This is a genomic window from Streptomyces sp. NPDC002520 (genome assembly GCF_053595235.1).
Genome location: NZ_JBSFXG010000048.1, coordinates 24,878 through 43,599, shown reverse-complemented (window position 1 = coordinate 43,599; position 18,722 = coordinate 24,878). Strand labels below are relative to the sequence as shown.

At 70.9% G+C, this 18,722-nt stretch carries 29 protein-coding genes; 9 read left to right on the top strand and 20 right to left on the bottom strand.

Annotated features, from left to right (window positions below; all coding sequences use genetic code 11):
- The 20 genes from ACWD5D_RS39795 to ACWD5D_RS39700 form a co-directional block, all read right to left on the bottom strand.
- Complete coding sequence (locus ACWD5D_RS39795; RefSeq protein ID WP_450707654.1) at positions 1-1,071, bottom strand: SAV_2336 N-terminal domain-related protein; 1,071 nt, start codon at positions 1,069-1,071, stop codon at positions 1-3.
- Entirely contained in the window at positions 1,068-1,451 is a 384-nt protein-coding gene (locus tag ACWD5D_RS39790; RefSeq protein WP_451377646.1) for a hypothetical protein, read from the bottom strand. The genes ACWD5D_RS39795 and ACWD5D_RS39790 overlap by 4 nt, the downstream gene beginning before the upstream one ends.
- A gap of 92 nt (positions 1,452-1,543) precedes the next feature.
- Positions 1,544-2,002 (bottom strand): hypothetical protein, encoded by a 459-nt coding sequence (locus ACWD5D_RS39785; protein WP_450707656.1) that lies wholly within the window; start codon positions 2,000-2,002, stop codon positions 1,544-1,546.
- 184 nt (positions 2,003-2,186) lie between these two features.
- Positions 2,187-2,708: a hypothetical protein gene (locus tag ACWD5D_RS39780; RefSeq protein ID WP_450707657.1), complete on the bottom strand. Its 522-nt coding sequence runs from the start codon at positions 2,706-2,708 to the stop codon at positions 2,187-2,189.
- Positions 2,709-2,797: 89 nt separating this feature from the next.
- A complete protein-coding gene (locus ACWD5D_RS39775) occupies positions 2,798-3,223 on the bottom strand; it encodes a hypothetical protein (RefSeq protein ID WP_451377645.1) in 426 nt (141 codons plus the stop codon).
- A gap of 184 nt (positions 3,224-3,407) precedes the next feature.
- Positions 3,408-3,992, bottom strand: coding sequence for a hypothetical protein (locus tag ACWD5D_RS39770; RefSeq protein ID WP_451377644.1), 585 nt, complete (start codon positions 3,990-3,992; stop codon positions 3,408-3,410).
- A 58-nt stretch (positions 3,993-4,050) separates the two neighbouring features.
- The gene (locus ACWD5D_RS39765) at positions 4,051-4,902 is read right to left on the bottom strand and encodes a hypothetical protein (protein ID WP_451377643.1); all 852 of its coding nucleotides are present in this window, start codon (positions 4,900-4,902) and stop codon (positions 4,051-4,053) included.
- 164 nt (positions 4,903-5,066) lie between these two features.
- Entirely contained in the window at positions 5,067-5,267 is a 201-nt protein-coding gene (locus tag ACWD5D_RS39760) for a hypothetical protein (RefSeq protein WP_450707660.1), read from the bottom strand.
- A gap of 221 nt (positions 5,268-5,488) precedes the next feature.
- A complete protein-coding gene (locus ACWD5D_RS39755) occupies positions 5,489-6,064 on the bottom strand; it encodes an LPD29 domain-containing protein (protein WP_450707661.1) in 576 nt (191 codons plus the stop codon).
- 252 nt (positions 6,065-6,316) lie between these two features.
- On the bottom strand, positions 6,317-6,586 hold the full coding sequence (locus ACWD5D_RS39750) for a hypothetical protein (RefSeq protein ID WP_450707662.1): 270 nt from the start codon (positions 6,584-6,586) through the stop codon (positions 6,317-6,319).
- Positions 6,587-6,711: 125 nt separating this feature from the next.
- A complete protein-coding gene (locus ACWD5D_RS39745; RefSeq protein ID WP_450707663.1) occupies positions 6,712-6,975 on the bottom strand; it encodes a hypothetical protein in 264 nt (87 codons plus the stop codon).
- Between the two features lie 67 nt (positions 6,976-7,042).
- Positions 7,043-7,315 carry a hypothetical protein gene (locus tag ACWD5D_RS39740; RefSeq protein ID WP_351228559.1) on the bottom strand — a complete coding sequence of 91 codons (273 nt, stop codon included), beginning with the start codon at positions 7,313-7,315 and terminating at the stop codon, positions 7,043-7,045.
- 165 nt (positions 7,316-7,480) lie between these two features.
- Positions 7,481-7,876, bottom strand: a complete 396-nt coding sequence (locus ACWD5D_RS39735; protein ID WP_450707664.1) for a hypothetical protein — start codon at positions 7,874-7,876, stop codon at positions 7,481-7,483.
- 75 nt (positions 7,877-7,951) lie between these two features.
- Positions 7,952-8,311 (bottom strand): hypothetical protein, encoded by a 360-nt coding sequence (locus ACWD5D_RS39730; RefSeq protein WP_450707665.1) that lies wholly within the window; start codon positions 8,309-8,311, stop codon positions 7,952-7,954.
- Positions 8,312-8,347: 36 nt separating this feature from the next.
- Positions 8,348-8,617 (bottom strand): hypothetical protein, encoded by a 270-nt coding sequence (locus ACWD5D_RS39725; protein ID WP_450707666.1) that lies wholly within the window; start codon positions 8,615-8,617, stop codon positions 8,348-8,350.
- A gap of 59 nt (positions 8,618-8,676) precedes the next feature.
- The gene (locus ACWD5D_RS39720) at positions 8,677-8,862 is read right to left on the bottom strand and encodes a hypothetical protein (RefSeq protein ID WP_351228567.1); all 186 of its coding nucleotides are present in this window, start codon (positions 8,860-8,862) and stop codon (positions 8,677-8,679) included.
- 95 nt (positions 8,863-8,957) lie between these two features.
- Positions 8,958-9,887, bottom strand: coding sequence for a hypothetical protein (locus ACWD5D_RS39715; RefSeq protein WP_451377642.1), 930 nt, complete (start codon positions 9,885-9,887; stop codon positions 8,958-8,960).
- A gap of 103 nt (positions 9,888-9,990) precedes the next feature.
- Positions 9,991-10,860 (bottom strand): hypothetical protein, encoded by an 870-nt coding sequence (locus ACWD5D_RS39710; RefSeq protein WP_450707668.1) that lies wholly within the window; start codon positions 10,858-10,860, stop codon positions 9,991-9,993.
- A gap of 37 nt (positions 10,861-10,897) precedes the next feature.
- Entirely contained in the window at positions 10,898-11,032 is a 135-nt protein-coding gene (locus tag ACWD5D_RS39705) for a hypothetical protein (RefSeq protein WP_351228573.1), read from the bottom strand.
- A 162-nt stretch (positions 11,033-11,194) separates the two neighbouring features.
- Positions 11,195-12,205 (bottom strand): LPD29 domain-containing protein, encoded by a 1,011-nt coding sequence (locus ACWD5D_RS39700; protein ID WP_450707669.1) that lies wholly within the window; start codon positions 12,203-12,205, stop codon positions 11,195-11,197.
- 226 nt (positions 12,206-12,431) lie between these two features.
- On the opposite strand from ACWD5D_RS39700, the gene ACWD5D_RS39695 reads away from it, so the two are divergent.
- From ACWD5D_RS39695 to ACWD5D_RS39655, 9 genes are all read left to right on the top strand, one after another.
- Entirely contained in the window at positions 12,432-12,941 is a 510-nt protein-coding gene (locus tag ACWD5D_RS39695) for a hypothetical protein (RefSeq protein ID WP_451377641.1), read from the top strand.
- A 107-nt stretch (positions 12,942-13,048) separates the two neighbouring features.
- Positions 13,049-13,567, top strand: a complete 519-nt coding sequence (locus tag ACWD5D_RS39690; RefSeq protein WP_450707671.1) for a hypothetical protein — start codon at positions 13,049-13,051, stop codon at positions 13,565-13,567.
- Positions 13,568-13,820: 253 nt separating this feature from the next.
- A complete protein-coding gene (locus ACWD5D_RS39685; RefSeq protein ID WP_450707672.1) occupies positions 13,821-14,555 on the top strand; it encodes a hypothetical protein in 735 nt (244 codons plus the stop codon).
- Positions 14,556-14,691: 136 nt separating this feature from the next.
- Complete coding sequence (locus tag ACWD5D_RS39680; protein WP_450707673.1) at positions 14,692-15,027, top strand: hypothetical protein; 336 nt, start codon at positions 14,692-14,694, stop codon at positions 15,025-15,027.
- Between the two features lie 109 nt (positions 15,028-15,136).
- A complete protein-coding gene (locus ACWD5D_RS39675; RefSeq protein ID WP_450707674.1) occupies positions 15,137-15,868 on the top strand; it encodes a mucin-2 in 732 nt (243 codons plus the stop codon).
- Positions 15,869-15,947: 79 nt separating this feature from the next.
- Positions 15,948-16,499, top strand: coding sequence for a hypothetical protein (locus tag ACWD5D_RS39670; protein WP_432139959.1), 552 nt, complete (start codon positions 15,948-15,950; stop codon positions 16,497-16,499).
- 312 nt (positions 16,500-16,811) lie between these two features.
- Positions 16,812-17,264, top strand: coding sequence for a hypothetical protein (locus ACWD5D_RS39665; RefSeq protein ID WP_450707675.1), 453 nt, complete (start codon positions 16,812-16,814; stop codon positions 17,262-17,264).
- A gap of 143 nt (positions 17,265-17,407) precedes the next feature.
- Entirely contained in the window at positions 17,408-17,644 is a 237-nt protein-coding gene (locus tag ACWD5D_RS39660; RefSeq protein WP_450707676.1) for a hypothetical protein, read from the top strand.
- Between the two features lie 433 nt (positions 17,645-18,077).
- Complete coding sequence (locus ACWD5D_RS39655; RefSeq protein ID WP_450707677.1) at positions 18,078-18,581, top strand: hypothetical protein; 504 nt, start codon at positions 18,078-18,080, stop codon at positions 18,579-18,581.
- Positions 18,582-18,722: the final 141 nt, after the last annotated feature.

Genomic DNA, 18,722 nt, shown 5'->3' with positions numbered 1-18,722 from the left:
CTAGGCCGCCTGCAGCCGCTCCAGGCCTGCGCTGCTCAGGAGAGCGAGGGACGGATCGAGCGCGACGGTGGCCTCCGGGGCTGCCGCCCGCTCGGTCCCGGCTTTGATGAGCACGGAGGCTGTGCGTGCGAAGGCCGTGCGCGTCAGAGTGTGCAGGAGCAGCTCACACACGCCGTCACGGAAGACGTAACGGCCGGGAGCGCCGGGGATCGCGCGGAGCATGCCGCTGGTGATCACCTCGGCGAGGTGAATCGGGTTCGGCTGCCGCTCGACGGCGGCCTGGACCCGCTGCATCACGGCCAGCTCGGTGATGCCGACCGCCAGATGACCGGCCAGGCGGAACGCTTCGGGGGACGCGGTGGCGCGGAAGTTCAGAACGAGATCCTCGGCGGACATGTCGTCGCTCCGCTGGCCCTGGTGGAGAGCGGGCGCAGGTGGCACTGGGGCCACGTAGGCCGGGACCTCGGCCGCGGGGCCGTTGACGAGGGTGCGCCAGTTCTCCAACCACTGCGGGCATGCCTCGACGACGGGCATCGGGAGGCCGTCCCCGGCGTCCGCGCCCGCCTGGTCGTAGGGCGTGAAGCGCAGGGCGGCATTGGCGGCGCCCGCGGCGGGAGAATGGATCACCCCGGCCGTTCCGCGCAGCGCGGTGCGCTTCCACATGCGCTCGGGAAGCGGCTGGACGACGGAGACCAACTGCTGCCGGGCCCACGCATGTAGGGTGCGGAACCAGCGTTCGCCAGCTGGACCAGGTCGCCACTGAGGTCCCATGCAGTCGCTGACCACCAGCGTCACCGTGCCGCTCGCGGGCCGGCGGCCCCGCAGCCGGCCGTCGCTGGACAGGACGAACACGTTGAAGCCCCCGAACCCGCTAGCCTGAGCGGCCATCCGGTAGAGATCGGGCAGCAGCGGCCACCACACGGGCATCGTGGCGCCCGCGTCGACGACGATCTGCGCGGTGGGCCGGTCGCGGTCTCGGCCGTGGTCTACGTCCTTCAGGACCTGGCCCATGGCGGGGCTGTACGTCCAGGAGCCGGGCTCCGGCAGCTGCTGGTCCGGCGGGGCCGTCATGCGACTGCCTCGGTGCCCTCGATTGCCTCGAAGCGCAGGGCGGGGATGTTCCAGTGCGGGGCGCTGTCTTCCCCCTTGAGGATGCGGTGCTCCATGTCCCAGCGAGACCAGCCCAGGCTGTACGTGGTGTTGGTCCCGCGATCGTCGGGGCCGGCGCCGACAGGGACGCCGGCGAAGAGGCTGGGCATGTACTGGGCGGTGATGACGCCGCTGAAGTGGAAGGTGTAGTGCCAGTCGCCGCTCCACCAGGAGCGCTGCGCCTCGACGGTCTGCGGCTGCGCGAGGATCTCGGTCCACCAGGCCGCGGTCTCGTACCGCCGGGTGAAGGTGTGCTCCGCATCGAGGACGGCGCGGTAGGTGCGGGTGGGCGGATTGGCCAAGGCGTTCTCCCGGATCGTCGAGCGGGCTCGTCGGGGGCGTCACCCCCGAGCTACTCACTAAATTACCCACCTAAGGGTGTGTGTGTCAAGTTTTACGCGTTGCCTGTCGTGGGGTTGCGGGTCTCCTCGGCGAGGACGGCGGCGTGGTGAGCGACAGTGAACTCCTGCGCGGGCAAACGCCAGTCGGCTCCCTCCGCCAGGCGCACGGCGGCCGCCCGGGCGTCAACGGCACGCGGGTAGCCGCGCCGCACAACCCGCATGCCGCTGACCGTGTGATGGACGCTGAAGCGGGTCTGCGGATCGGCCTCCGGCCAGGCGCACCCCTCGACGCGGAGCCCGGGATGCAGGGGCACGGCCAGAGCGCTGGCCGCGTCCTTCTCGGTCAGCACGGCCCGAAGGCACTTGATCAAGTACGTCCGGTGCGGGTCAGGGTCGGCCACCTCATCGAGCCGCGCGAGCCAGCGGCGCAACTGCCTGCGGGTGCGCGGAATCCGCGCCCGCTCCTCGATCGCGGCCCGCTCGTCGGGGGTCAGTTCCTGGCTCAGGTGCACTCCTTGGGTGCGGGGCCGGCGGCCTCTCGAGGACGTGGTGTCCCCTCCGGCGAGTCGAAAGGGCAGGGGACGGGGCGAGGCGGCCCAGGCGCGCGGTCAGCTGCGGGATTTGGGTCTCGGCCGCTCTGGTCCCTCACCGGGTCGTGCGCCGCGCGGGCCTGCGCGGCGCACCGGCTCCGGGCGGTCAGCGACGGTGGTAGGGGCGGTCGTTGTCGACGCCGACCTCGTCGGCAAGGCGCATCCAATCGCGCCAGACGGTGAGGATCTCCGTCAGCCACTGGACGACGTCCTCGGATGCCCGCGCGGTGTCGGCGTGAAGCTGTTCGAGGCGGTTGCGCAGCTCCGTCTCCTGCTGCGCGAAGCGGCCGCTGAGAGGGTTCAGCGGGTCCGGGAACGGCATACGGCCGGTGAACGGCGCCTTCACGTAGTTGGTGAAGTCCATGGGGAATCGGGCTGCCGGGTGATCGTAGGCGAGCGTTTCGGCGATCCACAGTTCGCCCGACGCCGCGGCGGGGAGGTCGTGACCCTTGAGCCCGGGGGTGGCGCTGGGCGTGTAGGCGGCGAAGTGGTCGGCGGCGGCGGACAGGTGCCGCGCGATGTCGCGGAGGACGCGGAGGGTCTCCGGCGGTCCGAAACGGTCGCGGGCGACGGCGGCGATGACGCGCGCGCGGTCGGCGGCGTCGCGGTACGGGCTGGTGGCGTCCATGGCTGTCTCCGGTACGCAGTGAAAGTGAGGGTGGAAGAGCCGTCCGGTGGCGGCCGGGCCGGGCGAGAGCCGCCCGGCCCGGCGGAGGATCAGAACCAGCGGCGGGGGCGGCGGGGGCGGCGGTGCGCGGCGTGGTGGACGGCGCACAGGGCGATGAATCCGCCGACGACCATGCCGCCCTTCCCGGTCGTCAGGAGCATGTGGGGGTCGTTGCCGCCGATCAGTGCGCCGATGAGCAGGCCCGCAGCGACGAGCAGGACAAGGACGTCCGTGGTGAAGGCAATGGCGGCGCGCACCGGCCGACCGTGAGCCTTCGCGCAGCGCCGGGAGCGCAGGGCAACCCCCGTCATGAGCAGGCCCAGCATCGCGATGGTGGTCAGCGCGAGCAGTGTCACGCTGGTGGCACCGGCGAACAGGGCGGGGACGAGGCCCGCAGCGATCACGATCCTGCCGAGCAGGGAGCACCAGCGGTGCGGGAAGGACTGGGCGACGCTGGGGGCTGCGGTGCGGCTCATGAGATCCGACTCCTCGTGACGGTGTGGTTCGCCGTGGCCGGGAAGGGGCTTGCTCCCCCCTCCCTGCATTCACTAATTTACCCGCGCTGCGGCGTCGCGTCAAGTTTCACGCGTCACGGTTCGAGGCGTGCCCTCACGGAGGAGCGGCTGCACCGTAGGGCCCGCCCCAGTCCGCCTTCGCCGCCTACTCGGCCGGTTCGCTGAACTTCGGCGAGCTGATCACGGACTGAATCGCCCCGGACTCCTCGTCCCGGTTCTCCGGGTCCTTCACCCGCCCGCGAACAGTGACCCGCTGACCCTCTTCCAGATCGAACGCCGCCGCCGCGCCGGTGAACATGACCACCTCGACACCGGCACCGTCGTCCACGACCACGACCATCTTGGTGACCGGCCGCCAGTGCGGGCCGGACGTGTACCGGCGCAGCCTGGTCACAGCGCCCGTGATGGTGACCGTCTCGTCCTTGGCGCCGGCTGCCCGCGACCGGCGCACCCGCTCCAGCCGGGCCGCCTCCCGCTGCGCGGCGTCCTGCTCGGCGAGCGCGGCACGTCCGGCCGCGCGGCGGCACACCGCCCGCTGCCCCTCGCTCATCTCCCGCCCGGCCCGCACGAGCGTGCGCATCTCGCCCGCGAACTTGTCGCCCTCCCGCGAGGCGGCATCAATCCACGCGGCCACGTCCGGCCACCGTCCAGCGAACACCCCCCACCGCCATTCCGCGCGCAGCCCGGCCGCCGCGCGCCGGTTGACGGCCGCCCGTTCCTCGCGCGCCATGCGGCGAACCGTGGCCACCGCGTCCGCCGTGTCCCACGCCCCGACGCTGCCCTGGCCCTCACACGGTCCCCAGCACCGGCCGCCGTCGATGTGCTCGTAGCCGGAGATGTGACCCGACCCGTTGCACTTGGAGCAGGGCTCGGCCCAGTACCCGCCGCCGCGCCGCGCCTCCCACTGGAGGGACAGCCCCACCTGCTCGCAGGTGATGTCCAGCATCCTGACCGGCAGCCCGGGCCCGCCGCCCCTCCCGCTCGCGCACCCGGGGCTCGGCGACGTCCCACACACCCCCGGTCGCCTCATGCGCCGCCGCCACGGCCGCCGCCTTGGAGGAGCCCTCGGCCACGCTCGGGCCGCCCTCCCACGGGGTGACGACCCACTGCCCGCGACCGGCGCGCCTGACCTCATAGGCCCTGCCCAGCGACACGAACGCCCACCGGTCCCCGAGGCGCATGGTGGACGGCGCGTCGAAGTACCGCACCCGCTCAACCGGCGCCGCCGCGGCCGGGGCCGGCGCATCCGCGGGCACTCCCTCCGGACGTCCCGCCGCGCGCTCCTCCTCGCTCATCGGCACCAGCAGCAGCCGCAGCACCCGGCCGCCGTCCTTCACCTCCGCGTGCCACAGGGTGCCGTTCCTGGCCTTGTAGCCCTGTGCCCACACGACCCGGGTCGCGGCCCGGCGGTCGGTGTCGTACACCGAGTCGACCGGGACCTGGGTGAGCCGGGTGTGCGGCCAGTGGGTGTCCTTCCCGTGCTCGCAGATCAGCCGGACGTGAAGGTGCCCGTCCTCGGTGCGGTACGTCTCGGCGATCCATGCGCGGGTGCTGCATACGAACTCAGGCTCCGGGGCGTCGGAGTCGAAGTCCGTGAACAGGGCGAACAGGTCGACCAGTGCGGACGGGGTGGTGGTCATTGCGGGGTCCTTCCCGGCGTCTGCCGTGGTCGTGGTGGTGCGGCGTGCCCCGGGCGGGGGGGGCAGGCGCAGCGGGTTCCGCAGCGCCGAGGCCCGTGGCTGCCGCGTGCGCAGGGCAGGGGGGCGGTTGGTGCCGGGCGGCCTCAGGCCGCCCGGCACCGGGCTCAGCAGGGGATCTCGGCGTGGCAGGCGTGGCAGCAGTGGCCGCAGCTCGCCTCGCAGTTGATCTGGACTCGCTCTCCGCAGCCCTCGCAGCGGACGTCGGCGTCGTCCGGGGCGAAGGGGCCGCCGATGCCGGTGCCGTCGCAGGTGCAGGTGCTGGGGGCGGCCTGGCGGGTGCTGATGGTCTTGGCGGTGAGCGTCATCTCGACTCCTCGGCTGGGCGGTTCGCGGTGGTCCGGTGCGGCGCTTGCTCCGCCGCCCTGACATTCACTAATTTACCCGACCTGCGGGCATGAGTCAAGTTTTACGCGTTGCCCCTAGTTGGAGGTCGGTGGGAGTGTCGACTGGGCGCGCTGACGGTGGCCCGTGCAGGCGTCGGGGCGGATCGCGGCCGCCGTATCGGTGGCCGCGATCCGTCGGTCTGTCAGCGGCGGTCGAGCCGGATCTCGTCGACCATCGGAGTCCCGGTGTGGGTGCGGCCGAAGCGCCGCACGCTGATCGGGCGCGGGCGACGGCGGCCCGGCGTCGCGTAGTCGGCGAGCAGGGGCGCGGCCACGGCAGCCACTGCCTCCCGGGTCGGACCGCCCGCCCAGCGCACCGAGAGGCGGAAACGGTCCGGCCCCTTTCCCTGCCGGACGGAGAACCGCACGCCCGGGAACGCGTGCCGCAGCAGGCGGCGCAGGTGAGTGGCCGTCAACGGCATGGTGATCGCGGTGCAGTGCTCGAAGATCTCGTCCACCTCCAGGACCGGGATCACGGCGGTGTGCGAGACGTGCACGAGCGGGACGACGGCGCGGCCGAGCGCGTGCAGCTCGTAGTGAGAGGCGGGTGCGCCCAGCATCGTCGCCTGCATGCAGGCCGGGCACGTGCAGTCCCGCACCGTCCACAGGCCGCGGCTCACGGCCTCGCCCGCCCGTCGCACCTGCGTGCCGGACGGCAGTCGCAGAGCCATGTAGGCGGCCGAGTGCGTGCTGAGGGTCGGGGCTGTGGCAGAGAGCATCGCGTCGAATCCTTTGTCGTGTCAGGCCGGGCATCGAGGACTGGACTAGCCAGCAACCACTAATTTACCCACTGGAGGGGCTAGGGTCAAGTTATACGCGGCGAATGCGGTGGCGGGTCGGTGCTGGACCAGGCGGTCGGGGCGGGCTTCGCTCGGGCGGTCGGCGCAGGCGTCCCATACGGTGGCCTGTCGCCGGAGCGCCGGCTGTCCGGTAGCTGGCTCACCGGCCCGCTCGTCGACAGAGGGCACAGGTCAGTTCTCGGACGACAGTACGACGCCCCAAATGGCGTCAGAGATGCGGCGCCGGTCGTGAAAGTCGATGCCGCCGTACATCTCGGCCAAGTAGTACTCGGCCCACATCAAGTCGGTGAACAAGCCGTCATGGTTGGAGATGGCGAAGCCCCACGAACCCTCGCGCTTCACGATGTTGAACTCTCGACCGCCGCATGCGGCCACCCATACTTCGTCGGTGACCTGCCGGGTGCGGACTACCTCGTGCAACCGTGCGATCGGATCGGTCATGTTGGTGAACTCCTGGGGGCGCCTGGCTGCGTATGGCTCAGGGAAGAGGTGACCGGCCGCCCCAAGGCGGCCGGAAGGTGCGCCGGCGCCCTGCGGCTCCGGCGGGTTGATCACTCCGGTGGCAGTCACTTCTGCGCGGACTGGAGCGCGTGGAGCATGGTCGCGTCCAGGTCGTCTCCCAGCTGCTCCTGTCCCTCGTACTTCGCGTCGACGACTTCGCGGGAGAGTGAGCCGTCGATGCCGTACGCCGTGACGTCGGGGCCGGTCTGCGCCGACGCCGTGACGTCGAGGAGGCTCAGCAGCGCCGCCCTGGCCGTGTCCAGGGTCAGCGAGTCGCTGTCGAGGAGCTGGCGGATCGTGTCCTGGCGCTGCTTCACGCGCTGGTCCATGGGTGTACCTCCTTGTCGGGGACGGGCTGGCGGGCGGGGCGGCCACGGGGGCCGCCCCGGAAAGCGGTCAGACGACGCGCATCCCGCGAAGGCGGGGCGAGGTGTCCCGGATGCCGCACCAGTCGTCCGCGCAGTCCGGGCACATCTGGTGGGGGCAGCCGCAGTCGTCGAGGTCCAGGACGTGCCACCCGGCATCGTGGGCTGCGTCCGTGCCCTCGTCGGCGTCGTCCAGGAAGGGCGAGAGCCTGCCGCACTGGCCGCACTCGATTCGGTCGAAATCGATGACCTCCACGGCGATGATCGGGGCCGGGGTGGTGATCGCGGTCATCGTGGCGGCCATGGTGCACTCCTTGCGGCGGGGTGTTCGCGGTGTCGAGGTGGCGCTTGCTCCGCCCCCCCATTCACTAATTTACCCGAATGAGGGGGCGAGGTCAAGTTTTACGCGTCGCCTGTGGGTGCGAAGAAGTGACGGGCACCCGGGTGCCCGCGTGGCTGGCCGGGGCGGTCAGCGGCCGTAGGCGTCGGTCGTCAGATCGATGTGCCCGGCACGTGCCTCGAAGGCGCAGCGCAGTGCCGCCGCGACCCTGGCGGGCGGGATGAACGCGGCGCCGTGGGCCAGGTACATGATCTCGGCGACGTCCTCCACCGTGACCTCTCCGCGAGCGGCCAGGCGCTCACCCGGCGGGAGTCCGGGCCAGGTGACGTCGTACAGAGCCCGTCGCGCGATGCTCACCGCTGCGTCGGCGGCCGCGAGCAACTGCGCATCGAACTCGGCCACGTGGGGTGTGACGGCTTCCTGCCCGGGGCCCCGGCGTGGGTGGCCCGGCAGAAGCGAGAGGAGGGCGGCAAGCGCGCGGCGTACGGGGCCGGGCCGGTACGCGGCCGTCGGAGCGTCGGTCATGGAGGGCTCCAGCAGGAGAGAGATGCGGTCGGGAGGTTCGTTCGATGTCGCCGAGCGGCGCGCAGGGGGTTCGGCTCAGGTGCTGCTGGTCAGTCCCGCCGAGGCGGCTGCCTGGCGGACCTTCGCCCACCTCCGGGCGTCCTCCTGCTGAAGCGCCCTGAACTCGTCGTCGCGGATGCGGGTCCAGGTGGCCGTGTGGTGCGCCCGGGGGTTGGGCGACGCGGTGGAGGTCCCCGTGATGACGTCCGTCTGCTGGTCCTGGACGACCGTGCCGTACGTGCGCTCTTCACCGGTGTCGGTGTACGTCGTCGACGCGATGCGTTCGAGGACCACGCTGCCGAGGAAGGGCCGGGTCCTGCCCTGGGTTCCGTTGAGGAAGACGATGCTCTCGGCGTAGACCCCGTAGGGGTCGATGTTGAAGGGCTGATCGCTCATGAGCGTGCAAATCTCCGTGATCAGATGAAAGGCGGCTCAGTCGTTCTCCGGCAGTCCGGCCGCGCGAAGCACGGAACGCGCGCCGATCCACGCGCTGAAGACCGGCGTTGACGCGTCCGGCTCGCCAGCGGAGCGAAGGAGCTCGGCGAGACCGGCCGGGTCCTGCTTCCAGTGCGCGTGAATGTTGGTCGTGGCGAGCTGCGACCGCACGGCCGCCGGGTCGGCGGTCGTCAGGTGTGAGACGGCGCGGCTGATCGTGGCAAGGCGCTGGGCGCGAACCTGCTCGGGGGTGCGAGGGGTGGTCAAGTCCGTTTCCTGACGAGAGAGGGGGCGGGAGGGCATGGCGGTGGAGGCGGACCGGAGACTCACGAGTCCCGGGCGGCCTCCCAGCCGCAGCTGCCGCAGAACCAGTAGTCGTCCGAGGGCACGCCGAGCGCGGCCGCGGTGGGGTGCTCGTCCCGGAAGGTCGCGATCCCCTCGCAGCCGGGGTAGTTGACCTCGCACTCGGCGGGGGTCGACACCATCTCCGTCAGCGTCTTCACGTCGATCATCGGGGGCTCCTCTCGGGGGATAGTCCGGCCTGTCGCCGTCTGGACTCGGCGGCGACATTCACTAAATTACCCATGAAAGGGGGTAGCGTCAAGTTTTACGCGTCGCTATTGAGTATGGGAAAAGCGCCGTGCGTCGGAATCGGAGAGGCAGCCGCCGGCCCCTGCGCCGCAACGGCCGCGAGGACTCCGGTCTCACTCCACGAGGCGTCGGTCGCCAGGACCTCCAACTCGGTCGCGCCACGGCCGTCCCGTGTCCCCCTGTAGCCGGCCGGATGGGTCAGCCGCCCCTTCCAGAGGTGGGTGTCGGATCCGCCGTCGGCGTGGCCGGCGATCCACACGTGGCCGCGCGGTGCGAGAGCCTGCACCTGGCAGACGAACACGGTGCCGTCCCGCTGGTCGACCCAGGTGAACCATGTGCCCGGCGCGAACCCGGACGGCTTGAACGCGCCCCGGGACGGCGGCTTACGCGTCGAGGGCAAAGGACGGATCACGGGCGCGGAGTACGTGTCCGTGCCCGGCGCAGGCACGGCGTCGAACGCGGCGCGCCACTGCGCCACCTGGTCGGCGTCGGCCACCGCCTCGCGAATCGCCCTGCGATGCGCCGACCGCACCTCGCGCAGCAGCCGCCCGGTCGTCGTGATCCGGCGAGCGGGAACGCCGTTGAACGTCAGCCGGTGGTGTCCCTCGACCTGCGAACGCGGTGACCCGTGCAGCGCGATGTACCGCTTGAGACCGACCTGCGGCATGTTCACCTGGTGGCGGACGTCGAGCACCTCGTGCGGAGCGTCGATGGCCACCGTGGAGGTCAGGGCGTGCTCCTTGACCTTCCACCTCAGATAGTGGTCTTCGGCGGACGGGGTGCCATCGCCGGACCGGAAGACGGCATGGCGCCGGACCCCGTCGGGGCACAGCAGCCAGCCGTGGCCGTCGGGGTGCTCGACGCATCCGAAGCGCTCGATGAGGAGCGTCGTCGTCGACGGTGCCGCGGCGTACTCCTGGGCCTGAGCAAGGGTGGGGCGGGGCAAGTTGCTGGCACTCCTTGAAGATCGATGGGCGGGAAACCGGCGGGCGGGGGCCGGCGGGGACGCGAAAGGGTCTGCACGGCTGTCACGTCCCGCACCGGGCGGGTCAGGCCGTCAGGCGCACGGCGTGCGCGAGCAGTGCGGTCGCGGCAGCCTCGCCGAACGGAACGTCCCAGCTGGCGTGCATGGTGGAGCTGGAGAAGTCGCGAGAGGCGGCGCGGCTGAGCACGGTGCGCCCGTCCTCGACGGAGAATTCGATCCCGGGAACAGCCGGAAGCCGGGCAGGGATCTCAGGCGCCTCGGCGGGCGCCGGGGCCAACTCGTTGTCGGCGAGGTCGGCGGCAAGCTGCTGGAGATGCCAATCCTCGTGGGCGCATCCGCCGTGGCAGGTCAGCAACGCCAGACGCGTGCCCGCGGCTCCGCCGTACAGCGCGTGCCGGGTGTGGCTCGCGAACTGCCGGCTGCGCACGATCGCCGACGCCGCGGACGGGTTGTGGCGCACCAGCCAGAACGCCTGTCCCTCGTCGTCGAAGTAGGCGCGCCCGAGGTGGAGATGAGGGGTGTTGCGAACCGACTGCCAGTCGGCGTCGACGTCGACGTCCCCGCCGCGCCACGACCGCAGGTGCAGCGTGCTGCGCCCGGCTGCCGGGTCGGCGAACACCGCCCCGGGGGTTGGCGGAAGGGGGCGGACGCGGACCAGCAGCAGCGGGGTGCGCGCCGGCCAGTCGACGCCTTCGCGGTCCAGGTGGGCACGCTGGACGGGACAGGTCGGGCAGTGGCCCGGGCCGCGCTGCGGGCAGCGCAGGTAGTTGCCCCATCCCTGGCGGCCGGTCATCGAGTCGAACAAGGTCGCGTAGGTGGTCGGCCGCAGTCCGCACTGGTGCCGAATGTCGAAGTGTGCGCCCAGGTTGAGCCGGTTCCAGCCCTGGCCATCCGGGCCGCGGGAGTAGCTGGGCGCCTCGAGGAAGACGGGCAAGAAGACTCCTGAAGGTGGGTCAGAGGGCCGCTGCGCGCTACCGCCGACGGGAGTGCACGGCGGTGGGACGGGCGGGGGCGAGTGAGTACGGCTCGCCGGGGGTCTTGAGGCCGGCGAGGGCGCCGACTGCCAGGACGGCGAGGGCGAGAGTGAGGCAGAGGGACCGCTTCATGGCGAGATTCCTTGTGTGTAGGGGTGGTTGGGGCACGGTGCCGAGCGGCCCGTATTCACTAAATTACCCACCATGCCGCCATCGGTCAAGTTTTACGCGTTCCGCGTGACGGGGTTGTGCGGATGCCGGGGGGCGAGGCGGACCCCGCCCCCCGGTCGCGGGTCAGTCGACCCTGATGGCCCCCGCCTCGATCGCGTCCATGATCTTGGTCAGCTGCGCCGAGGCGGTGACGCCGAAAAAGGTCTCACCCTGGTAGCTGAAGGGCCGCGGGTCGTTGAAGCGGGCGTCCCAAGCGGCGCCGGTCTGCTGGCGGACGAGCTTCTTGGCCTGGTCCTCCACACCGTCCGGGCGCTCCCGGGTGTAGTCGAACAGGTCCGTCACCGGCCGGACCTCCACGAGCTCGCCGTCCTTGTGGATCAGCAACGGCTCACGCTGGTTCATGTAGTCGGTCGAGCCGTCGAAGTCCGACCCCTGCCACGGGTCACAGACCGCCTTGACCTGCTCCTCGGTGGGACCGCCGGTCCAGCGGATGCTCAGGTAGCCGTAATCCGAGCCCCGCCCGCAGCGGACAGAGAACTTCTGGCCCGGGAACGTCTTCCTGAGGAGCGAGCGCAGGTACTTGGCCACCTCGCGCGATCCCCACTGCTCCTGGCGGTAGGCCGGCTCGGGGATCGGAGTCAGGCGGAGGGCGAAGCCCAGGTGACTGGCCTCGACGATGATGACGCCGCTGCCGTGGAGCGCGACATCACCCCCGCTCGAAAGGTTGGTGAGCTCACGCACCTCGGCCCTCGTCACCTCGGTCCTGCGCACGTTGGCCGTGGTCCACGTGCCCCGGCCTGCGTGGGTGCCCTCGACGGTGTACCGGGCGGCCAGCGGATGAGCGGCGGTGAGCGCCGTCCACTCCCCGGTGGGCACGAAGCGGAAGCTGACCCGCGGGGCGGTGATGCTCACGACGCCCTCGTCGAGCGCGGCAAGGGCGTCCAGGTCGGTGAGCATGGCCGAGGCCAGCAGCTCCATGGTCGCCCCGGCCAGGGTGCCGTCCGGCATCGTGAGATCCTCGACGGTCTCCCACTCGGCCCCCTCCTGAGCGTCCCTGCGCTGCAGCGTGTAACGCGCGGCCCGGTCCGGGATGGAGAGGTGGCCGTGGGTGTCGAGGGCGAGGAGAGCGGTCAACGGATCCTCCGGATAGGTCGTAGTGGCGCTGGAGGCGCTTGCACCGCCTCTTGCATTCACTAAATTACCCGCGATCCGAAGTGGCGTCAAGTTTTACGCGTCATGACGTGCGGCGCGTAAAACTTGACTCACGATCTGTGGTGTGGGTAAATTAGTGAGTAGAGGGGGCGGTGCAAGCGCCTCCCGAACCGCTGCTGGCCGTCCGCGTCCCGAAGGAGTCATCGCTGTGCCCGCGCAACCTGAAGCCGTCAACGTGGCCTCCGAACTGATGGCGCGCCACGGATGGGAGATCGCCTGCCACACCAGCGCCGGTGAGATCCGCCTGGAAGGGGCCCGCCGGGGAGGGGCTGCCGTGATGGTCACGGCCCGCCACTCCGACACCAAGGGGTGGAGGGTCCGTCACTACGTGATCGGCTCCGTCAGTGACGGGTGGATCGAGTGGGCGCGGGTCCGCCGCGACGCCATGGAGTCCTTCATCGCGACCGAACGGCTCGACGGCAGCCCTGTGCGCTGGCTCGGAACCGAGACCAAGTGCCGCTGCCGCAAGGTCTCCGAGCCCACCGAGTGGCGTGCTCTCCAGCGCCTGGCCACCGTGCAGCTCAGGCGACTTGCCACGCGCGGTGTGGAGTCGGAGCGGCGCGTGTACCGCTGCCCCGACGATGCCCGCCGCTGGCACATGACCTCTCAGGAGCGCCGTGGGGCCGACACGTGGAACGGCGCGCAGATGTCCCTCTGACCCTTTGACCGCAGCGGAGCCCCGCTCGGCCGGCCAAGGCTGGCGGGCCCGCTTCTTCCGAGGATTCACCCACCCCGCTGACCACCCCAGGAAGGATTTTCCTGTACATGCGTGTGACCGTTTGGCACAACACCGACCGCGACTGCTTCATGGGCTACGAGTCGGACCACGCGATGCTCCGCGTGTTCTCCTACACCGTGCCCGACACCGGGGACGCCGAAGCCGAACTCTGGCGCGCTGTCGAGCTCTTCAACGCCGACCTGGACTGGCTCACCGGTGACGACCACCGTGTGGCGGCCATTTACCGCGCCCGCCGGCTGCGCTCCTTCTCCAAGGGGGACGGCTTCAGCGTTCTGCTCACGGGCGGCACGGCCGAGGAGTTCCGGATCTCCAACGGCTACGAACTGCTTCCCCATGAGGGGCCGTTCCCGCAGCTCGCGCTGCGGAGTGAGCACGGCTCCGTCGCCCTGGGGGTCCGCCTCACCTACATGCTCCCTGCTCGGGACAGCCTGGTCCGTGAAGGCCTCTTCGAGATCGGCGGAGACGGCATCACCACTGCAGAGCAGGCCGTTGCCGTGCACCACGGTGTGGCTCCCGAGAGTGTTCTGATCGTCGGCCGCCCGTAAGGGCGCTGCCTGCCCCTCAGGGGAGCAGTGGCGGTTGCTCCCGCTCTGGAGGTGCCGGCCTGCACGTACGGGCCGCGCTCGCCTTGTCGCCCGCAACTCCTGCCGCGCCGAGCGGCACGGGACGGCGCTCGCCGCGCAGCGCGCCGGGCGAAGGGATGGGAGCGTATAACTTGACCTTGCCCCCTTGAGTGGGTAAATTAGTGAGTGAGCGGTGGGGATGCACCGCGAACCCCACCTAGTCCGGGAGGAATCCGTGAAGCGCAGCCTGCGTCGCAACATCGAACGCGCCGTCAACCAGTCCTGGGTCGGCCCTGACGCGCACCGTTCGGGTTGGGCGGGAGTGCTCCTGCTGTTCCCGGACGACGCCTTCGCGGATGCGCCCACCTGGCACCCCGGCCCCGGCTTCGAGAACTGCCTGGCCTACTCCTGGCTGCGTTCCAACGGCGACGGCACCGCCACCGCCGTGGTGGCCGGGGTCGGCCCCAAGGAGATGCCCGCCTACGACGGCGGCGTCTGGACCGAGGAAGAGGTGTGGACCGTCACCGCCGACGAGGAGCGGCTGTTGGAGGTGTCTTCCCTCTGGGACAAGCCGCACCGGATCACGTGGATGTTCTACGAGGAGGGGGCCCAGATCCACCGCGAGCCGTACGCGACCCACCCCATCGCGGCCGTCGAGTCGTACTGGGAGAACTTCGAGAAGGTCTGGGGCTTCCAGCCGTTCACCCTGGAGTACGGGCGCAACCCCCTGGGCGAGGGACGCCATTGGCTGCTGCTCACGGCCGAGCCCGGCTGGGACAACATCCCCGACGAGGTCGACCTGCTGCGCGTCAGCCACACGCTCGCACGCGCCTTCAACGCCAAGGCCCGCGTCTACAGCTACGACCGCGCCCGCCGGGAGCTGAACGGACCCATCGAGCGGGCTGGTCTTCACGGCCCCCTGGCGCTGAAGCCGATCATGGAGGCGCTCGACACCCTCGGCCGCCCGTAGTCGACGGCCGTCCGGCGGGGCGCTCGCCAACGGCAGCGCCCCGCCCCTGTCGCACTCGTCTGCTGCGTGCACCGGATGCCGGCCCAGAGCGCCGCCCCGCCCGCTGCTCGGCCCCTGAACCCCTGGAGTGAATGACGTGTCCGCCCCTACCGCCGACTACGCCTTTCTCGTCACGGCAACTGTCATGGCCCACGTGACCGCCGGCCACGAGGCCGCGGCGCTGGAGGAGTTGAATGCCGCCCTCGGCGATGAGTGCGACCTGCCGAGCACGGCCAAGGTCTCCGGGATGCGCCTGAGTGCGATCACCCTGGACCAGGTTGAGCACCTGGACCAGGTCGACGGTGTCCCGGTGGGGGAGTTGTGCCGTAACGACGGGTGCCGCGAGCCGCTCGGTGGCGGCTCCTGGGACGGGGAGTGCGGCAGCTGCGCCGACCGCGCGTGCGCTGAAGAGGAATCGGCCCTGGCCGCATGAGCGATGACGCGTAAAACTTGACGCATCTTCTCTGGTTCGGGTAAATTAGTGAATGCGTTCGGGGCGTGCAAGGTCCCGCAGCGCAGCCACTGCGACCTCATGGAGATTCGTGCGCAACTACGCCACTGCCCAGCTCACCGGCACTCGCGACAACCAGTGCGACGCCACCGCCGTGTTCACCGACCGCCGTACCGGCGCACGAGCCTACGTGCTGCTCGACGGCATCGGCTCCACCGAAGTCGTCCGCGAGTGGACGCGGGCCGCAGCCCGCCGGCTGGCCCGTACGGCGGCACGCCGCGGTGACGCCGAGCGCGGGCTGCGCGCCGTCTACGACGCCTACGCCGCCGAGCTCGGCGGCTACGGCCCGAGTGCAGTGGCCGTGGTTGCCGTGACCGTACCGGGCAAGCCGCTGACGATCGCCTGGTGCGGCGACGCACGTGCCTACCTCGTGGCTGACGGCACCGCGCACAAGATGACCGACGACCACAACCTGCGCCGCGTCATCGGCGGCCGCCGCAACATCGTCACCTCGTGGCTCGGCTCGAACCTGAACGACGACAAGGTCAAGTACCGCTTCGGGCACCCGGCGATCGAGTCCGTCTCCCTCTGCCTCGTCGCCAAGACCGTCCGCCTGCTGCTCGCCTCCGACGGCGCCTATGACCCGCACGAGGACGCGGGACACGACCTCGCGAACCTGCTGACCGGCACGCCCCGCCAGGCGGCCCGCCGCTTCAGCGCAACCGCCGTGAAGGAGTCGCTCGCCGCCTCCCGCACCGACGACCCGGACAACGAGCCGTACGCGGACAACTCGACCGTCCTGGTCGCCGACCTCACCGCATGACCCGCTCGGCCGCCGGGCCTATTGCGCCCGGCGGCCAGCGACCCAGACAGGCCCACCTCTTCCCGGCCAAGGACTCTTCATGATCAAGCACAACGCGGACCCGCACGTGACCTTCTTCGGCGTGCAGCAGGGCATCAACCTCTACGTCGTGTCCAACGGCAAGGTGGCCACGGGCTCCGCCTGGGGCACCTACGAGGGCGTCACCGCCTACCTGCGCTACTGCGCCCAGCTCCCCGACACTCCCAAGTGCAGCCCGTACCAGCAGTTCTGGTGGGAGCTCCGGAACCCCCGCACCGGCGAGCTGCTCCACACTCCGCCCAACGGCCTCACCCGCCCCCAGGTGACGGAGAAGAAGACGACGCCGGCACCGGGCGCCAGCGACGGCAACGAGCCGACGCCGGGAGACTGGACCTGCGCGTGCGCCATGCAGAACCCGGGCGACCGTGAGGACTGCCACGGTTGTCACCTCACCCGCGCGGGGCAGGGAGAACCGATGCCACCGTGCACCTGCGGATGCGACCCCTCGCCTGGCCGGTACGGGGAATACGACACCGAATCCTCGGCCTCACGGCAGCACTTCATCGACACGGGGCGCTTTCTCCGCTACGGGGAGATCCTCGCCACCGACTGAGCACCTCACCGGGCAAAGCGAGTTGGCAAGCAGCACGCCCGGGCCGCTGACCCGGCGTGCTGCGTTCCAGCAGAGCGGCGCTGCCCCTGCACGCCGCACCGTGCCGCTGCCCGCCAAACCCAGGTCAGCCACGCATCAGCACGAGACACACAGCAGGCTCCGGGCCCCGCTCTTTGCAGCGGGGGCCCCGGGCCGACCTCGTCTTGCGGACCGCCCAGGGACCCCTCTGCTCCCCGCCCCGCTGACTTACGGCCGCAACCCAGCGTCCGCCCCCACCCCGCACCGACGTCCACCTACTCCGTGGAGGAAGCCTTGCCCCCTCTCAGCGTCCCCGCCGACAACCCGTTCCTGCCGCTGCCGCGTGTACCGGATCCACACCGGCTCGAGGTTGACGAGCCGGCCTGGACCTACCCGTCCTCGTGCGCAGGAGGGGGCGGAATCGCCCTGCTGCGCGTATGGCGCACCGCCGACGGCGGTCACCTCGCCATCCTCACCGAGAACGGCATCGGGGTGAGCATCACGAACGCAGCCGAGGAGATCGGGGCGAAGCTCGCCGCGAACTTCCCCGGGCCGCTGGTGGTGCTGGAGCACTACCGGGCAGGCGACGGCGCCGACCACGAGCGCCTGGACCAGGTCCTGGTGCTGCCCGGCCACAGCGCCCAGTGGCGGGCGGTGTGGCCCGTCCCGCCCGCCAACCCCGACTACGCCGTACTCCGTGACTGGATGCGCGACTACGGCACCGCCCTGCTCACCGCTCGCGCCTGAGCCGCCTGCCCCATCCCGTCTTCGGCGGCCCATCCGGTGCCCGATGAACCGTCAACGGCACCGGACGGGTCCTGTCGAGCCGGCTCACCAACTCGAGGCCGTACCGGTCCCGAAGAGCTTCACCCAACTGGAGGTCATGCATCATGCCGTCTCCCAAGCGCGAGCGCGCCGCCCGCGCCATGGCCGGAAGGTTCGCCGTGTGGCGCCCCTCCGGCCGGCGCCGCCAGGCCGACGGGGACGAGGGAAGTGTTGGCTTCCCCGGCTATCCGATCGGCAGTCGCGAGCACTGCTGGTGCGGAGACATGAAGGATCACGACTGGCCCGGCAAGGACGTCGGTGCCGCGCACCCTCCAGCCGGCGCAGGAGAGAACAGGCCGTGACGACCCGGGCCGCGGCGCTCCAGACAGCCCGTGTCCGGGTGCAGTTGGCGCCCTCACGCCAGCAGCCGGCGTAGCGCGTCTCCCAGAAGTGGTGTCCCCCCGGCCGAGCCGCGCGTTGCTGTCACGCCGTCCGTCACGCTCGCCCGTCACGGCCCGCTTCAAACAGCCCGTGACCTGCGAATACGCCGACTACTCGGAGCCGGACAGGTGTGTGACAGCTCCGCGGCCAGCGGCCGGGCATGCGGGAACGAGGAACGCCCTGGCGGGGCCTGCGGACGGCGCTCCGCCGGCCGTCTGGGTGGCTGACACACCCCACAAAGTGACGCGTATAACTTGACTAAAACCACCCTGGTTGGGTAAATTAGTGGATAGATGGGGAGGTGGGGCAAGCGCCTCCCCGGCCGCTGCGGACCATCGACCGAGGGAGCCTGTGATGACCAAGAGCACCAGCGTTGCCGCGATCGCCGCTCGGGTTGAGAACGCCACTGAAGGGCTGGACGGAGTCTGGATCCTGGAGACCGGCGAGGACTTCGAGGGCGGCCGCATCGTCGGCGTCTACACCGACCGTGACCTCGCGGCCGGCGACTTCCTCGACCGCATCCGTGACCTCGCCCTGCGCACGGACCTGGACCCCAGCGAGCCCGGTGAAGGCATCACGCGGCTGTACGTTCACGGCGGCTGCGACTGGGTCAGCCTCACCCGCTATCCGATCACCACCCGGCCTCCGCTCGGCCCCGGCCCCTCCGCGCACGACATCCGGAAGTACGAGGACGTCGCCCTGGAGGACCTGGACGACGAACAGCGGCGCTGGCTGCCCGACCCTGTCCCGGCTGATCTGCGGATGAGTCGCTGCACGGCGTGCAACTCGACGATGGTCGTCCTGCCCGGCATGGACCCGTGGAAGAACCACGACCAGGAGTGCCGCCCCGAGGAGTGACGGGCGACCTGCAGCGGTGCGCGCAGCGACCTCATCCAGTTGCCGGCCGGCATCGAGGCAATTCCCGAGCTGCTCGGCGAGGAGAACCCTGTCAGCTGGTAGCGCACGCCGATCTTGCCGTCGTGTACCCCCGGCGCTTCC

What these genes read in the sequence shown, in the direction of transcription:
- ACWD5D_RS39795 (WP_450707654.1), bottom strand. Translation starts at nt 1,071, where the DNA reads ATGACGGCCCCGCCGGACCAGCAGCTGCCGGAGCCCGGCTCCTGGACG.
- ACWD5D_RS39780 (WP_450707657.1), bottom strand. Translation starts at nt 2,708, where the DNA reads ATGGACGCCACCAGCCCGTACCGCGACGCCGCCGACCGCGCGCGCGTC.
- ACWD5D_RS39775 (WP_451377645.1), bottom strand. Translation starts at nt 3,223, where the DNA reads ATGAGCCGCACCGCAGCCCCCAGCGTCGCCCAGTCCTTCCCGCACCGC.
- ACWD5D_RS39770 (WP_451377644.1), bottom strand. Translation starts at nt 3,992, where the DNA reads ATGGCGCGCGAGGAACGGGCGGCCGTCAACCGGCGCGCGGCGGCCGGG.
- ACWD5D_RS39765 (WP_451377643.1), bottom strand. Translation starts at nt 4,902, where the DNA reads ATGACCACCACCCCGTCCGCACTGGTCGACCTGTTCGCCCTGTTCACG.
- ACWD5D_RS39760 (WP_450707660.1), bottom strand. Translation starts at nt 5,267, where the DNA reads ATGACGCTCACCGCCAAGACCATCAGCACCCGCCAGGCCGCCCCCAGC.
- ACWD5D_RS39755 (WP_450707661.1), bottom strand. Translation starts at nt 6,064, where the DNA reads ATGCTCTCTGCCACAGCCCCGACCCTCAGCACGCACTCGGCCGCCTAC.
- ACWD5D_RS39750 (WP_450707662.1), bottom strand. Translation starts at nt 6,586, where the DNA reads ATGACCGATCCGATCGCACGGTTGCACGAGGTAGTCCGCACCCGGCAG.
- ACWD5D_RS39745 (WP_450707663.1), bottom strand. Translation starts at nt 6,975, where the DNA reads ATGGACCAGCGCGTGAAGCAGCGCCAGGACACGATCCGCCAGCTCCTC.
- ACWD5D_RS39740 (WP_351228559.1), bottom strand. Translation starts at nt 7,315, where the DNA reads ATGGCCGCCACGATGACCGCGATCACCACCCCGGCCCCGATCATCGCC.
- ACWD5D_RS39735 (WP_450707664.1), bottom strand. Translation starts at nt 7,876, where the DNA reads ATGACCGACGCTCCGACGGCCGCGTACCGGCCCGGCCCCGTACGCCGC.
- ACWD5D_RS39730 (WP_450707665.1), bottom strand. Translation starts at nt 8,311, where the DNA reads ATGAGCGATCAGCCCTTCAACATCGACCCCTACGGGGTCTACGCCGAG.
- ACWD5D_RS39720 (WP_351228567.1), bottom strand. Translation starts at nt 8,862, where the DNA reads ATGATCGACGTGAAGACGCTGACGGAGATGGTGTCGACCCCCGCCGAG.
- ACWD5D_RS39705 (WP_351228573.1), bottom strand. Translation starts at nt 11,032, where the DNA reads ATGAAGCGGTCCCTCTGCCTCACTCTCGCCCTCGCCGTCCTGGCAGTC.
- ACWD5D_RS39690 (WP_450707671.1), top strand. Translation starts at nt 13,049, where the DNA reads ATGCGTGTGACCGTTTGGCACAACACCGACCGCGACTGCTTCATGGGC.
- ACWD5D_RS39670 (WP_432139959.1), top strand. Translation starts at nt 15,948, where the DNA reads ATGATCAAGCACAACGCGGACCCGCACGTGACCTTCTTCGGCGTGCAG.
- ACWD5D_RS39660 (WP_450707676.1), top strand. Translation starts at nt 17,408, where the DNA reads ATGCCGTCTCCCAAGCGCGAGCGCGCCGCCCGCGCCATGGCCGGAAGG.
- ACWD5D_RS39655 (WP_450707677.1), top strand. Translation starts at nt 18,078, where the DNA reads ATGACCAAGAGCACCAGCGTTGCCGCGATCGCCGCTCGGGTTGAGAAC.